The following is a 15,666-nucleotide window of genomic DNA, read 5'->3' as shown; positions in this document are numbered from 1 at the left end:
CTTAACATTTGTTTTATGGATTATTATGATGTTTGGTATTCACATTATGAATTTAGAAGCTATTGATTTGAATCTATTACTGGTTTTTGAAGCCTTGATGGATGAACGTCAGGTGACGCGCGCCGCAAAGCGCATCGGACTCAGTCAACCGGCAATGAGTAACGCCTTAACCCGATTGCGTCGCACCTTCAATGATCAGTTGTTCATTAAAACTTCAACCGGGATGATTCCCACACCGACCGCCCAAACCCTGAGCGAACCGGTGCATCTCGCGCTGTCAAAGTTACGTGAAGCATTGGATTCCAAACGCGCCTTTAATCATACGGAATCCAGACGAACCTTTCATATCCTCGCCAATGATTATATTGAAATCACCTTATTGATGAGGTTACTCCAGACGCTGCGCGCGCGAGCCAGGGGGATTAAGCTGCGGCTGCATCGCCCACGAAATTTATTTGAACCGCCGACCGCATCGGAGTTGACCGAATCATTTGATCTGGCAATCAGTCTTTCACCAAACCCGCTGGTTCTCGATTCCAGCGCGCGTTCGGAGTTGTTGTGGGAAGAAGGTAACGTTTGCATTGCACGCAAAACGCATCCGCTGATTCAGAATAAACTCTCGATCAAACAATATGCAGAAGCCGACCATATCGCGGTGTTTTATAAGCAACAGGGACAAGGGGTGATTGATACGTTACTGGCGCAAAAAGGTCTCTCGCGGCGCACGGTGGTTCACGTTCCGCATTTCACCACTGTGCCTTTTGCGGTATCAGAAACCGATTTAATTGCGACGATTCCTGAATCGCTGGCAAAAAAATTTTCCAAACAATTGAAACTTCAAGTGCTGCCTTTACCGATAGCGATTCCGCCATTTCGTTTAACTTTGCTTTGGCATGAACGCTTCCATAACGACCCTGCCCATCAATGGATGCGCAATCTTTTAATAGAGCATTGCCGATAAGCATGAAACAAATAACGAAATTGACATTGTTTATCTGCTCTTGCATGATTGCGCTGCTATTTTCAATTTCATAATCAGCAGAATTACCAATCAGGGAGGATAAATTGATGAGTCTGGATCGCCGGGATTTCATGAAATTAAGCGCATTTTCCGCATTGACCGTTGCATTTAACCAGCAAAGAGAGTTACCCCAACCGATTGCTTCCCTAAAATCAATGACCGGAAACGTCAAACCGATTCCGCGTGAAGAATATTTAGAGCGGCAGGAAAAGGCGCGGCAGTTTATGCGCGAAGCTAAACTCAATGCCATTTTTCTAACCGGTGGTTCAAGTCTTTATTACTTCACAGGCGCGCAGTGGGGAATCAGTGAAAGGCTTTTTGGCATGATTTTTCCCGCCAAAGGAGAACCGGCGTACATCACCCCGGCATTTGAAAAGGGGCGCGCACTTGAACAAATCAAATTCGGTAACGATGTGCGGGTATGGGAAGAGCATGAAAGTCCTTATCAGATTGCGGCGACGATTTTAAAGGACAGAGGCATCACTACCGGTTCTCTCGGTATTGAAGAAACCGTCGATTTCCGATTTGCAAATGGCGTGGCAAAAGCCGCGCCGCAATTGAAAATCGTGAGCGCCGACCCGGTAACAGCGCGTTGTCGACGAGTCAAATCAGCAAATGAACTGGCGCTGATGAAACTCGCCAATCAAATCACTCTGAAAGCCTATGATGCGGCGCTTTCAACGCTTCGAGAGGGAATGACCCACGTCGAACTCGGAGCCAATATCGCAGCCGCGCATCAAAAACTCGGTTCATCAGGTGGAGCCTTGGTTTTATTCGGAGAATGGTCGGCATCTCCACACGGAACCGTGGTTCCACAAAAACTTCGTGAAGGTGAAATCGTTTTGGTTGATGGCGGTTGCAGCGTTGAAGGTTATAAATCAGACATCACCCGGACAACGGTTTTTGGTAAACCAACCGAGCGACAATTAAAAGTTTGGGAGATTGAACATCGCGCTCAAAAAGCGGCATTAAAGACTGCGCGACCCGGTGCTGCCTGTGAAGATATTGATGCCGCAGCCAGAAAAGTCATCGTTGATGCAGGCTTCGGTCCTGATTATAAATTCTTCACGCATCGTGTCGGACATGGCATCGGACTCGACGGGCACGAGTGGACTTATCTGGTGCGCGGCAATAAAACCAAACTTGAACCGGGAATGACCTTTAGTAACGAGCCGGGAATTTACATACCTGGCGAATTCGGTGTGCGGCTTGAAGACATCATGGTGATTACAGAGACCGGCGCAGAGTTATTTACGGGTCAAGCCGCATCGCTTACGGAGCCTTGTGCTTCGGCTTAAATTTTTAACAAAAACTTGAAAAAGATTACCGAACAAACGGAAATAACCGAACTGACGAAAAGCGCAATTGCTGTAAATATGCTAAGCCACGATTAAAAATCAAATGCCGTTTGTTCCGATGATTGCATTTGTTCGGTCGTTCAAAAAATTCTCCCGGAGGTAAATTGTGATTTCACTACGCCGCATCTTTTCATTCATGTTTGGTCTGTCATTACTTTTCAGTATGTTTCCTAATATATCGGCTCAACAGTTTGATCAGAAGTATTACCAGAACCTGCGCTGGCGGTGTATTGGCCCGTTTCGCGCCGGTCGCACGGTTGGCGCGTGCGGAGTGCCGGGGCAACCCAATGTCTTTTATATCGGCGTGAACAATGGCGGCGTGTGGAAGACCAATGATTTTGGGCGCACCTGGAAACCCATCTTCGATGAGCAGCCGACAGGTTCAATTGGTGACCTCGCCGTTGCCCCTTCAAATCCGAATATCATCTACGTTGGGTGTGGTGAAGGCTTGCAACGCCCTGACCTTGCAACCGGCGACGGAGTTTATAAATCGACCGATGGCGGCAAGAGCTGGCGCAATGTGGGTCTCAAGGATGCCCAACAGATTGGCGGCGTTTGTATCGACCCGAAAGACCCCAACCGGGTTTTCGTAGCGGCACTCGGTCATCCTTATGGACCAAATACCGAGCGCGGCGTTTATCGTTCAACCGATGGCGGCGAAACCTGGACGCGAGTTTTATACAAAGATGAAAACACCGGCGCGATACAAGTAGAATTTGACCCCAATAATTCACAAATCCTTTATGCGGATTTATGGGCGGGACGCCAGGGACCCTGGGAAAATGGCGCGTGGCAAGGGCAGGAAAGCGGACTCTTCAAATCCACAGATGGCGGCAACACCTGGAATAAATTGACCAAAGGCTTGCCGACTTTTGCACAAGGGTTAGGGCGCATCGGTTTTGGCATATCACGAAGCAATTCACAAATCATTTATGCGACGGTTGATGCCAATCCGCAACAGGGCGGCATCTATCGCAGCGATGATGGCGGCGCGAATTGGCGCAAAGTCAGTAGTGATGCGCGAACCTGGGGGCGCGGTTCGGATTTTGCCGAAATTCGTCCGCATCCGAAAAATCCTGAAATTGTTTTTGTCGGCAATACCGCTTCATATAAATCCACTGATGGTGGAAAAAACTGGACGGGGTTTAAAGGCGCGCCGGGCGGTGACGACTATCATCGGATTTGGATAAACCCGGATAATCCCGACATCATGCTTTTTGCTACAGACCAGGGCGCAACCATTACGGTGAATGGCGGAGAAACCTGGAGCAGTTGGTACAACCAACCGACGGCGCAGTTTTATCATGTGATTACCGACAATCGCTTTCCTTACTGGGTCTATAGCGGACAACAGGAGAGCGGTTCTGCGGCGGTTGCGAGTCGCGGCGATTATGGCGCAATCACTTGGCGCGATTGGCGAACCGTCGGCGTCGAAGAATACGGTTACGTCGCGCCCGACCCGTTGAATCCTGATATAACTTATGGCGGCAAAATCACACGCTATGATTGGAAGACCGGACAGACGCAAAACATCGCGCCTGAGGCAATCCGAAGCGGCAAGTATCGTTTTCTGAGAACCGCTCCGGTAATTTTTTCACCGGTAGATAAGCGAACACTTTATTATGCGGGGAATGTGCTGTTTAAAACCATGAATGGCGGGCAGAGTTGGGAAGCCATCAGCCCAGACCTTTCACGGGAAAAGTGGGAGGTTCCTGAAAACATTGGCGTCTATCGAACCAAAGACATGGAAACCATGCCGCGTCGTGGGGTGATTTATACAATTGCGCCTTCACGTCAGGACATCAACACGATTTGGGTCGGCACAGACGATGGGCTGATTCACATCACGCGCGATGGTGGAAAAAATTGGACGAATGTCACACCGCCCGCTTTGAAATCGTGGGCTAAAGTATCATTGATGGATGCGTCGCATTTCGATAACAACACGGCATATGCGGCGATCAATACATTCCGATTGGATGATTTGCGTCCGCACATTTATAAAACCCATGATGGTGGCAAGACCTGGAAAGAAATTACCAGTGGCATTCCGGGGGGTGGCATTGTCAATGTCGTGCGTGAAGACCCTGAGCGCAAAGGGTTGCTTTATGCCGGAACCGAACAAGCGGTTTATGTTTCGTTCGACGATGGCGAACATTGGCAATCGCTGAGACTTAATATGCCCGCAACCTCGATTCGCGATTTAGTGATTAAAGATGATGATTTGGTTGTGGGAACACACGGGCGGTCGTTCTGGATACTGGATGATGTGACGCCACTCAGACAAATGAATGATCAGGTTGCAAGCGCAGATGCAACCTTATTCAAACCGCAACTCACTTACCGCATTCGTCGAAGTTTAAACACCGATACGCCGATTCCACCGGAAGAACCGATGGGGCAGAATCCACCGGATGGCGCGATTTTGAATTATTATTTAAAAACTGATGCTCGCGAACCCGTGGTGCTTGAAATTTTTGACAAGTCAGGAAAATTGCTGAGGCGATTTAGAAGTGATGATAAAGCAGAACAGATTGATGAAAGACAATTGCCCTATCCGACCTACTGGTTTCGACCGCCGCGAGTGCTTTCGGCAAAAGCCGGAATGCAACGCTGGATTTGGGATTTGAATTACGCGCCGCCTGATGAGGTGCGTCGTTCATACCCGATGACCGCGATTTATCAGGACACCCCACCGGAACCTTCGGGGCCAACCGTGTTGCCCGGTGAATACACCGTGAAGTTGACGGTGAATGGCAAAAGTTACTTGCAACCCCTCACGATAAAAATGGATCCGCGAGTAACGACGCCACCCGCAGGCATTCAAAAAATGTTTGAGATTTCTTATGGCAGTTATGAAGCGATGCGTGAGTCGCGCCAAGCCATTATGCAAATCCGCAATATGCGAAAACAGATTGACGATTTGAAAAAACGCACAGGCGCAGTCACGCTCATTGATGGATTGACAGCATTGGATAAAAAAGCGGCATCAATTGAAGGACAAGGCGGCGGTGGCGGATTCGGTGCGCCTGCTGCCGGGGAACCGACATTCAATCGTTTGAATGGGCAGTTTCTTTCGCTAATGAATCTGGTGGAAGGCGCAGATGTCACGCCAACTGCACAGGCGCAATCTGCTTTTACAGATTCGCAAAAAGCTTTGAAAGATTTATTAGCGCGTTGGCGGGAGGTGAAAGAAAAGGATGTGAAGGCGATGAATGACCAATTACGCGGCGCGAATTTACCAACGATTAATTTTTAATTTTACGAAAAGCAGGTAGCTGAAAAGCCTCTGTATTTTTATGTACAGAGGCTTTTCATTTTAAAGGGTATCAATCGTGAGTTTGATGTCTGCCTGTTTCCATGCCATTTCAAACTCTTTTTGCACAAACTGTGCGGCGGTGGTTTTGCCTTGGGCTTTCAAGCTTTCCATTAAACCGAATAGCGAACGTCCGCTGCGCGGATTCTTTTCCAAATCGGCGCGAAAAACTTTTTCGGCATCGGCATATTCGCCGCTTGCAAACATCGCGCTACCTAAAGCCTCGCGCACAGGGATATACCAATCGGCAGGCTCGTTATAGTTCAATCCATCTTCCGCTTCGATGCCTTTTCTGAAAAATGCATAGGCGGCGGTTTTATCTTTTTTCGCCAGTGCAATTTTTCCCGCCAGATAGTTTTCAGCCACACGCAAAACATCTTTGGTGTTGTTCAAACCCAGTGATGCTCCATCGGGTAATCCATTGATGATTTGTTGAATCGTCATTAATTCGCTTTCGGCTTTAGCGGTATTGCCTTTTGCTAATTGCGCCCTGCCTTGCGCGAAATGCCAGATCGCGTTGGTGTAAGGCATGACCGATTTATCGGGTTCGGGATACCTCAAAATCTCATCCCATTTTTGAAAACGCACCGCAACAAATAACGCAGTGGGTGTAAAGGCATCAAGCATCGCCATCTCTTTCACGAGTGGTGAAGCGAAAGCGACCAATTCACCGGCGGCTTTTGTCGCATCGGCATAACGACCCTGGAAGGCGCTGGCAATGGCAAAAAAATGGACGTTGTGGTTGTAATACATCAACGGATAGATGCCTTCTGCGCCACGGGCTTTGATATAAGCGCGGTCGGCGTCTGCGCCCTGTGCATTGGCGGCGGCGGAGTTTTCATAATCGCCGATGCGTTGATAAATATGTGCAGGCATATGTACCAGGTGTCCCGCATCGGGAGCGAGAGTTTTTAATCGGAAGGCGCTTGCCAGTCCGCGTTCAGGTGTGCGCGAGGCTTCAACGGCGTGAATGTAGTAATGATTCGCGCCGATGTGATTGGGATTGCGTTTGAGAACCGATTCCAATACAGCAACAATCTCTTCGGTGCCTTCTTCGGGTTTGCCATCTTTGGTGTAAAGTTTCCAGGGACGCAAATTCATCAGGCTTTCGGCATAAAGCGTCGCGGCGTCCAAATCATCGGGGTATTTTTTCATCAACTCTGCCATCGCATTTTTGTAATCTAAACCCAATTTTTGATAATCGGCTTTCGGGTCGGGCGAATAGCGTTTAGCCAAAGCGTTGATGTAATCGCGCTCGTTTTCGGAGGCTTTGGAAATCAGGTTGAGGGCTTTTTGAACGGCTTCATAAGCAAGTTTTTCGCGTTCGGGCAGAGGTCCGAGATTGTAATTTGCGCCATTGACGAGCGCAATGCCCCAGTATGCCATAGCTAAATTCGGGTCAAGTTCAGCCGCGTGTTTAAATGACCGCGCGGCTTCATCGTGATTGAACCCATAGAGCAAGGCAAAACCTTGATTGAAAAATTTTTGGGCTTCGGGATTTTTCGTCGAAACCGGGTGATGCAAATCACTCAACCCTGAGAAGACCATCGCAGATTTATCTTTGGTTGAATGTTGATGCTGTTGATGTTGTGAAAATGTCGATAGTGGTAATATCAGAATCAAAATCAGAGTTAGTCTTTTCATCTACTTTACCTCGTATTCAAGTCTAATATACGAATGCCCAAGACTAACCGGATTATAGAATTTGCATAACGGATTGCGAAAGCGCCAAGTTTCAACAAATCTCTTCACCCGTTAATCAAAAGTAGAGGATGAGAATGGATTTCATAAAATGAAAAGGGCGGATCAAACGAAAAATCTGCTCGTCTAATCCGCCCTGCTAATTTAGAAGAATGATTTTATTTCAGCTTCATTGATGGATCGCCGAATAAAATCCAGGTTCTACGAACATCGACGTTTGCGGTAGCGGCTTTGGCTTTGGCTGCCGCTTCACCGAGCGTCAGCGGTTTACTTTGGGATGAACCGAATAACGCTTTCATCAACTCAAGGTTCATTTCCGCCTGTGCATCCGGCGGACAAATTGCCGATGAAGCCCAGACAGCTATGGCGCCGCTTTGATCTGCCTTAACAAGAGTTTCAGCGAGCGATTCATTCAACGCATCTTCAAAGTACCCGGTTAAACAGGTCATCATTACAAAGAGCGGAAACTGCCCGGTATTTTCCATATGCGAAACGGCGTCGCTTGATAATAGATTGCCTCTGGTAAAACTGATTGCTCCGTGACCGAGGTAATTGACCACCTGTTGACCATTGTTAATGAACGATAAGACATCAGTTCGATTTTTATCGTCACTGTTTCGTGAACGGAAAACCAGGTCGGCATTGGTTCCGGCGGGCAACAGGGATTGCACAGTCATCGACCCAGCCTCGAAATTAAAACCATCATTTGTATCCGCAATCATTAATGCGCTCTTGCTTAAACCAGATGCCTTTTCATAGTTTTCGAGCTTGGCAACCATTTGTGAAACTTCCGAAGCGGTACGTCCGGGCAAACGTCCGACATACATTACGGGAACCCCCTCATTATTAAAATCGGCAAACCAATCATCACTTGCAGTTTGGAAAACCGCCGTATCAATTAATTTGCTGGGAACGAAATCGACTTCGCCAAATCCTAAATAATTCTTCATATCGTATGAAGCATCGCCCACAAAAAGCACATAACGCGGGGGAGTGCTCCACAAGCTATAGGCATATGAAAGAAAGTTTTTAATTGCCTGAGTCGATTTCTGTCCGAAGGCAAATTCGTTATAGATGTCTTCGACATCAACAACGACCGGGCGTAACCCCTGGCTGCGACGCAGCGCAACCAGCGGATTCAGTGCATTGCTGAAATTGCCATTCGTAATAATTAATAAATCGGCCTGATTCGCTTTCCCGCGTAAATTGGTTTTGTTCACCAATTTAATTGAAGAAGGGGAGAGAAAACGATTTTCTGCGAGTGCAAGCACTGTATGGGTGTCTGCATCAGCCAGGCCGAAAGTTACACCGTAGCCGTCACCTTCCCGATGAGCCGTCGTGGCAAATTCAGTCGGTAATTCAGGATTGGTGATGTCAATAACGCGAACTTTATCAGTGGAAAATCCCGTCACCACTTGCCGGGTCTGGTTAGCCTCTACAGTCATTCTCAGCTTGTCAGCATCCGCTGTATAGGTGCGGCGATAGGTGAGGCGAATGAAATCCACAAGCGTATAATCCATTCCACCCGACAAACTGTTTAAGGTGACGGTGTTTCTTGCGGTCAACAGGGATTGCGGTATCGAGAAAACCTGAGAACTTCGGTTAGTGCCATCAAATACCAGTGTCCCTACCGGATTTCCATTTACTATAACTTTAACCCGATGGTCTTCGTTTCCGGGTAAATCCGTGACCCCTTGTAAAGCGATTTCAAGCTTGGCATTGCCTTCAAAACCGGAGTCGAGATTTGTTGCCGTTAATATTTTGTTGGTGGGATAAGCGGTAATCAGGCTGCCAAAGAAATTTTCTTCATCGCCGTTTAACAAACCGGAGAAATAGATAAATCGATCTTTGATTTCAACCGAATAATCGAAACTGGTTTGCGAAGGATTATCAGCGGCAGCTTTAACTTGATTGATACGTAATCCGGCTTCGTTACCGGCAACCAACCAGTAAGCGTGTTTATCGGTTTCTATCGAATTCAACGCCACGCCATAAAATTCAAGGCTATCGGTAGCATCGAATTTTCCGTCCGCCTGACCATTTACCCGCATCGCTACCTGACGACCATCAACATAGAGTTGCAATTTTCGAGGATCAACGTTGGAGGGAAAACCGGCAGCAATCAAATCAGGTTGTCCGACTTTATACCACCCGGTTGATTTAATGTTGATTTTCGCTGATGCCTGACTGGTGGCGTTGAGGTTGTATGCCTGTTTTGCCTGACTGAATTTCGCTAACTCCATCGCATCTTCAACTGGCTTGGTGTCAACTTCGGTTTGAAGATTTTCAGCCTGGCTATGGATTTCTCTAAGCGAAAGTAATTCGTTGGCGCCTTCACTAAAAACCCTTTCCGAAGATTTAGAGGAATCGACATACACGGGACCATGTAAAGTCTTTTCGCCTCTGAGATCTATATCTTCGATCCAGTAACGGGCGGAAGTTATCTTACTCGCCGTTTTGTCTGTCCAAACGTATGATTTGCCTGAAGTCAAAGCGATGCCTTTTCCGGCTTCAAGCGCAGAACCCGCTAAGATATTGGGGGTTATTAATGTAAGTTTGCCATCCTGTTCACGGTAAATATTGAACCCCAGATTATCAACTTCATAACGGGTATCCCATTTGAGCGTGACTTTGCCGTTTTTAGATGGAAAGGCAGAAAACGAATTAACCGTGGCAAGCGTCGGTCCCAACGATTTGATGGAAATGGCTCCCAATGCCCAATCGTTACCGCCACCCGTGACAGCCCAGTCCATTGTGATAGTAGGTGCTGCTCCGCTTTTGGTACTCATTGAAAGCGAAACCGAATTCGTCTTGGTATCCAGATGCTCGATTTGAGCAACTGTATCTTGCGGGTCGGTGTTGCTCGGATCGTTTCTTCCATAAACATCAACAACTAAATCGCCGGTTGAACTTGGTACGGTCAAACTAATAGGAGTCGCGTGACCTGAAGTTGAGACAAATCCAGTCGTTGGATTGGTTTGATCAACACCCGTAAACAACACCGCACCGACTACGAATTTTGCAGCGGAGCTTAAAGTTGCGGTAATCGTCTGTGAACCTGTGGGCGGATTGACCAATGCCCAGATTTCGATGGTTACCGGTGGCTTATTTGAGGTTCCTAACTTGATTTGTCTTCCCACAAAACTCAATGAACTGGAGCCAACGGTGACGCCACTCACGGTTATTGTAGAGGTTTCAATTGAGACACCGACAACTAAATAGGTCGCGCTCCCGGTAACGCTAAATGGCGTGATGCTCAAACTCGTAGCAGTTGCATTTCCCGTGTCAGTTGAGCCGACTGTTCCAACCGTAACTGCCTCAGCCGTGTGAATTGTCAATAAAAGAAATAAGGCAATTGGAATTGACTTGATTATTAAACGAGGGAATGAAAAGGGCAGGTTGGTAGATTCGCTATTCGTTATTCTTTTCACAAAACGGTTCAGACACAATTTTCCCACGATTCTCATAATAAATATTCTCCTGTTTTACTTGCTCGCTCGGGGGTGATTACTCGGCAAGTTCACCTGCAGTGATTTTCAATAGATGGAAAACCCCTATTGAAATTTGAAAGTCAGTTTTAGGTGTGGCAGTTGAACGCAAAATTCAAAACTGACGCTAACCTGTTTGGGCATCAGGTCGCTCTTTAAAGTACACAAATTCTTTAAAGGGAAGGTCTTGCTCAGTTAAAGGCAAGACTTGCGATTATTCAATACTTTTTTCAAATTTTTTTCAGCGCGCAAAAAATCTATTCGGGCAATATTTGTCTTCAACAAATCTGCGTGTTACGCTCCCCTTTTATTGATTGCATCCGAATAGACGGAACCCACATTTTATATTTGCATTCAAAGCCTTCGAGGTTTTGAATTTTAACGGGTGAATTTATGCCAATAGCTGATTTACGAGAATTCATTAAAACTCTCGAAAAACACGGGGAATTGAAACGTATTCGCGCAGAAGTAGACGCCGAACTTGAGATTACCGAGATCACCGACCGGGTATCCAAACAGGTTGGTCCGGCGCTACTTTTTGAGAATATTCGTGGATACACCATCCCTGTGCTGATTAATGCGATGGGCAGTCGCGAACGCATGAAACTCGCGCTTGGGATTAAAGATTATTCGGATATTACCGAACGAATTTCCGAACTCACCGATGTCAAATCGCCGCAAGGGTTGATTGATAAAATCAAAATGGTTCCGCGACTCGCTGACCTTGGAAAAATGTTTCCCAAGATTGTTAAAGATGGCGAGTGCAAGGATGTGATTTTAAAAGAAGGCGAATTCTCGCTCTGGGATTTTCCTATCATCAAATGCTGGCCCGAAGATGGCGGGCGCTTCATCACCCTGCCTTTGGTGTTTACCAAAAATCCTGAAACCGGTAAGCGCAATTGCGGAATGTACCGGATGCAGGTTTATGATGAAACCACCACAGGAATGCACTGGCAGGTGCATAAACAAGGAGCCAATCATTTGCGGATGTTGAAACGTCAGGGAGGCGGCAGACTGGAAGTAGCCGTAGCAATTGGCACTGACCCGATTACCACGTTCGCAGCCATTATGCCGTTGCCGGACGATTTGGACGAAATGATGATTGCCGGATTTTTGCGCGAAAAACCTGTTGAAATGGTGAAATGCGAAACGGTTAATATCGAAGTGCCCGCCAATGCTGAAATCGTTCTTGAAGGCTATGTCGACAGCGACGAAAAAAGAATCGAAGGCCCGTTTGGCGACCACACAGGTTTTTATACCCTTGAAGACGAATTCCCGGTTTTTCATATTACCTGCATCACGCATCGCAAAAAGCCGATTTATCAAACCACCATTGTCGGTAAACCGCCGATGGAAGATTGTTGGATGGGTGAAGCGATTGAACGGATTTTCCTGCCACTGATGCAAAGGCAATTTCCTGAAATCGTCGATTATCACATGCCCTTTGCCGGGGTCTTTCACAATTTAATGGTGGTAGCGATTCGGAAGAATTATCCGGGGCACGCCCGCAAAGTGATGAATTCCGTCTGGTCATTGCCGCAGGCGCAGTTCACCAAATGTATTATCGTGGTTGACGATGACACCGATGTTCGCGATTTGAATCAAGTGAGCTGGCGCGTTTTAAATAACATCGACCCGGAACGCGATATTCAATTTATGTTCGGCCCGGTTGACCAGCTAGACCACGCGGCGCGATTGCCAAGCTATGGTTCAAAGATGGGAATAGATGGCACACGCAAATGGAAATCCGAAGGCTTTACCAGAAACTGGCCTAAAGAATTGCAAATGACCAAAGATGTAAAACAGCGAGTCGATGCCATTTGGTCAAAACTTGGACTTTGAAATGTGAGGATAAAGTAGTGGCTAATGACCAAACTTCAATTGCCGATTCACCCGATTACCCATTAGCCAGTTTTTCAAAAGACCTGTTACTGCGTGACGGGGCGATTCTGAAATTACGCGCGTTGCGTCAAAGTGACCGCGAAGGGTTGAAAACGCTTTTTAATCGGTGCTCACCGGAATCTATTCGTTACCGGTTTCTCAGTTCTATCAAATCGCTTCCCGATGAATTGTTAAATCGCCTGTTGAATGTTGACGGCGCGAATCACGTCGCTCTGGTAGTGGTTCACGGCGAAGGCGCAAATGAACAAATCATCGCAGTCGGCCGGTACAATGTTGATAAAGACAGACCACAGGTTGCCGAGGTGGCGTTTTTAGTCGAAGACGCTATGCAAAAACGCGGCATCGGCACTTTGTTACTGGATACACTTGCCGAAATCGCCCGGCAACATAACATCACCCATTTCAGCGCCGATGTGTTAATCGATAACCAGACCATGCTCAATGTGTTTCGCAAAGCCGGTTACGCCTTGGCAAGCACGGCGAGTTACGGCATCACTCATCTGGAATTTTCCATTACCTTAAATGAAGTGGTGCAGGCGCGTGCTGAAGCACAAGAGGCTGAAGCCGAGCGGGTTTCGCTGCAATATATTCTCGCTCCGAAATCGATTGCGGTAGTTGGTGCCAGCCGCGACCCGCTTTCCGTGGGTGGGGCGCTTTTTCAAAATCTCATTCGTTGGGGATTCACCGGAGCGATCTATCCGGTCAATCCCAAGGCTCACTCAGTCTCAGGTGTGCATGCCTATTCGACGATTGATGAATTGCCGGAAGTTCCCGAACTGGTTTTCATTGTCGTTCCCGCGATTTGCGTTTTAGAAGTTGCCAGGCAATGCGCGAATGCAGGAGTTCGGGCGATTTGTGTGATTTCGGCAGGCTTTGCGGAAATCGGCGACGCCGGTCGCCTGGCTCAAGCTGAATTGTTAAGCATTTGCCGGGCATCGGGAATGCGCATGGTCGGACCCAATTGCATGGGGGTTATCAATTCTTCAAATCAGGTGCGCATGCTTGGAACCTTTGCCCCGGCGAATCCGCAAGTTGGCAACATCGCCATCAGTTCGCAATCCGGCGCACTCGGGTTGGCGCTCATCATCAACGCCATTCAATACGGCTTGGGAATCTCGTCGTTTGTCAGCACCGGCAATAAAGCGGATGTTTCGGGAAACGACCTGTTGCAATTCTGGGAATCGGATGATGCGACCAATGTCATCCTGCTTTATCTGGAAAGCTTCGGCAATCCGCGCCGTTTTGCGCGAATCGCCAGACGGGTAGCGCGACGAAAACCCATTGTCGCGGTTAAATCGGGACGCACAGTGGCGGGCGCTCGCGCGGCATCAAGTCACACCGCAGCACTGGCGAATTCCGAATCGGCGGTAAACGCTCTGTTTGCGCAAACCGGCATCATTCGCGTTGATACTTTGCACGACTTTTTTTCGGTAGCCCGGTTGCTTGCCACCCAACCGATTCCCGCTGGAAACCGTCTGGGGATTTTAACTAATGCCGGAGGTCCGGCGATTCTCGCTGTCGATGCTGCCGAATCCAAAGGGTTGGAAGTTCCCAAACTGAGTGAAGCAACTCAGGCGAAATTACGCGCGAGTCTTTCAAATGCCGCATCGGTGGTAAATCCCGTTGACATGATTGCCGGAGCCGGCGCGAAAGAATACCGCGCCTGTCTGGAAATTCTCTGCGATGATGAGCAACTCGACGCCATCATGGTGATTTTCATTCCGCCTCTGGTTACCCCGCTGGCTGCGGTTGAAAAGGTTATTCGTGAAGTGGTTGCCGCGAGACCGAATTTGAGAAAAACCATCGTTGCGGTTTTCTTAGACCCCGAAGGCAAAATCATGAATATTCCCGCCGGAAAAAACCTCATTCCGGTTTATCAGTTTCCTGAAGGCGCAGTTGAGGCGCTCGGCGCGGCAACCAAATATGGCGTCTGGCGTGCCACCCCTGCTGGCAAATTTGCTTCGATTGCAGTGAATCAACAACTGGTGGATGAAGTTTTGAATAACCATAAATCAGGGTGGCTGGAAAGCGCAGAAGTAACCAAATTATTAAGCGCGGCGAGAATTCAAACGATTACTTCAGCAATCGTACATTCAGCCGAAGAGGCGGAAACGGCAGCGAAAGCAATGGGCGGGGCAGTGGTTTTGAAAGTCAATAAACCTGCGGTGCTGCATAAATCTGATGTCGGTGGCGTGCTGTTAAATATCCGACCCGCAGAAGCAGGAATTGCTTATGAGCAACTGAAGAGCCAATTAGCAAAGCATGAAATCGACCTCGAAGCAGCATTGATGATGCCGATGGCAAAAGTCGGCGTTGAAGTAATTGCCGGTGTCACCCAGGACCCGACGTTTGGGCCGCTGGTGGCTTTCGGGTCGGGTGGCGTGTTGGTTGAATTGGTGAAGGACATCGTTTTTCGCGTCTTGCCTTTAACCGATAAAGATGCCGAAGCGATGATTGACAGTTCACGCGCGGCAAAATTATTGAAAGGCTTTCGCGGCGCACCACCGGCTGACATCGAGGCGGTCAAGCAGTTGTTATTGTCATTGGGCGCACTCGCTGAAGCTGTGCCGCGCATCGCCGAAATCGATTTAAATCCCGTATTGGTTCACCCCGAAGGCGAAGGCATATCGTTAATTGATGCGCGCATTCGTTTGTCAGAATAAGAAGCAGGTAATCCAAATCCATTAACGAATAGCTGAGTTGGTGATAGCTGACCCCACATTGCGATTTGATCCAATTATTGGCTTTTGCCAAAAAATTATTAACATTTCAAATCACCCAATAATTTATGGCTTCAATAAGAAAAATAAGAAGTCGAAATTTGATATGTGTAAGTTGCAAAAAAAGAGACTTACTTTACCTGACTCGACCCAATAATCT

Annotated in this window: 7 protein-coding genes; 5 read left to right on the top strand and 2 right to left on the bottom strand. The window is 47.8% G+C overall.

The genetic code is table 11. From position 1 onward, the window contains the following. The first annotated feature begins 46 nt into the window (after positions 1 to 46). From AB1757_19090 to AB1757_19080, 3 genes are all read left to right on the top strand, one after another. Entirely contained in the window at positions 47 to 961 is a 915-nt protein-coding gene (locus tag AB1757_19090; protein ID MEW6129153.1) for a LysR family transcriptional regulator, read from the top strand. Between the two features lie 107 nt (positions 962 to 1,068). Further along, positions 1,069 to 2,319 (top strand): Xaa-Pro peptidase family protein, encoded by a 1,251-nt coding sequence (locus AB1757_19085; GenBank protein ID MEW6129152.1) that lies wholly within the window; start codon positions 1,069 to 1,071, stop codon positions 2,317 to 2,319. Between the two features lie 223 nt (positions 2,320 to 2,542). Next, complete coding sequence (locus AB1757_19080; GenBank protein MEW6129151.1) at positions 2,543 to 5,638, top strand: glycoside hydrolase; 3,096 nt, start codon at positions 2,543 to 2,545, stop codon at positions 5,636 to 5,638. 60 nt (positions 5,639 to 5,698) lie between these two features. On the opposite strand, the gene AB1757_19075 is transcribed toward AB1757_19080, so the two are convergent. Together AB1757_19075 and AB1757_19070 are read right to left on the bottom strand one after the other, a co-directional pair. Further along, positions 5,699 to 7,339: a hypothetical protein gene (locus tag AB1757_19075; protein ID MEW6129150.1), complete on the bottom strand. Its 1,641-nt coding sequence runs from the start codon at positions 7,337 to 7,339 to the stop codon at positions 5,699 to 5,701. Between the two features lie 215 nt (positions 7,340 to 7,554). Beyond that, complete coding sequence (locus AB1757_19070) at positions 7,555 to 10,656, bottom strand: C25 family cysteine peptidase (GenBank protein MEW6129149.1); 3,102 nt, start codon at positions 10,654 to 10,656, stop codon at positions 7,555 to 7,557. 621 nt (positions 10,657 to 11,277) lie between these two features. Here AB1757_19070 and AB1757_19065 point away from each other — a divergent pair. Further along, positions 11,278 to 12,726, top strand: coding sequence for a menaquinone biosynthesis decarboxylase (locus AB1757_19065; GenBank protein ID MEW6129148.1), 1,449 nt, complete (start codon positions 11,278 to 11,280; stop codon positions 12,724 to 12,726). 17 nt (positions 12,727 to 12,743) lie between these two features. Beyond that, on the top strand, positions 12,744 to 15,449 hold the full coding sequence (locus AB1757_19060) for a GNAT family N-acetyltransferase (protein ID MEW6129147.1): 2,706 nt from the start codon (positions 12,744 to 12,746) through the stop codon (positions 15,447 to 15,449). Positions 15,450 to 15,666 lie beyond the last annotated feature (217 nt).

It is taken from the genome of Acidobacteriota bacterium, from assembly GCA_040754075.1.
Taxonomy (GTDB): Bacteria; Acidobacteriota; Blastocatellia; order UBA7656; family UBA7656; genus JBFMDH01.
The sequence above is the reverse complement of the archived record's forward strand: the minus strand, read 5'-3'. Positions and strand labels throughout refer to the sequence as shown.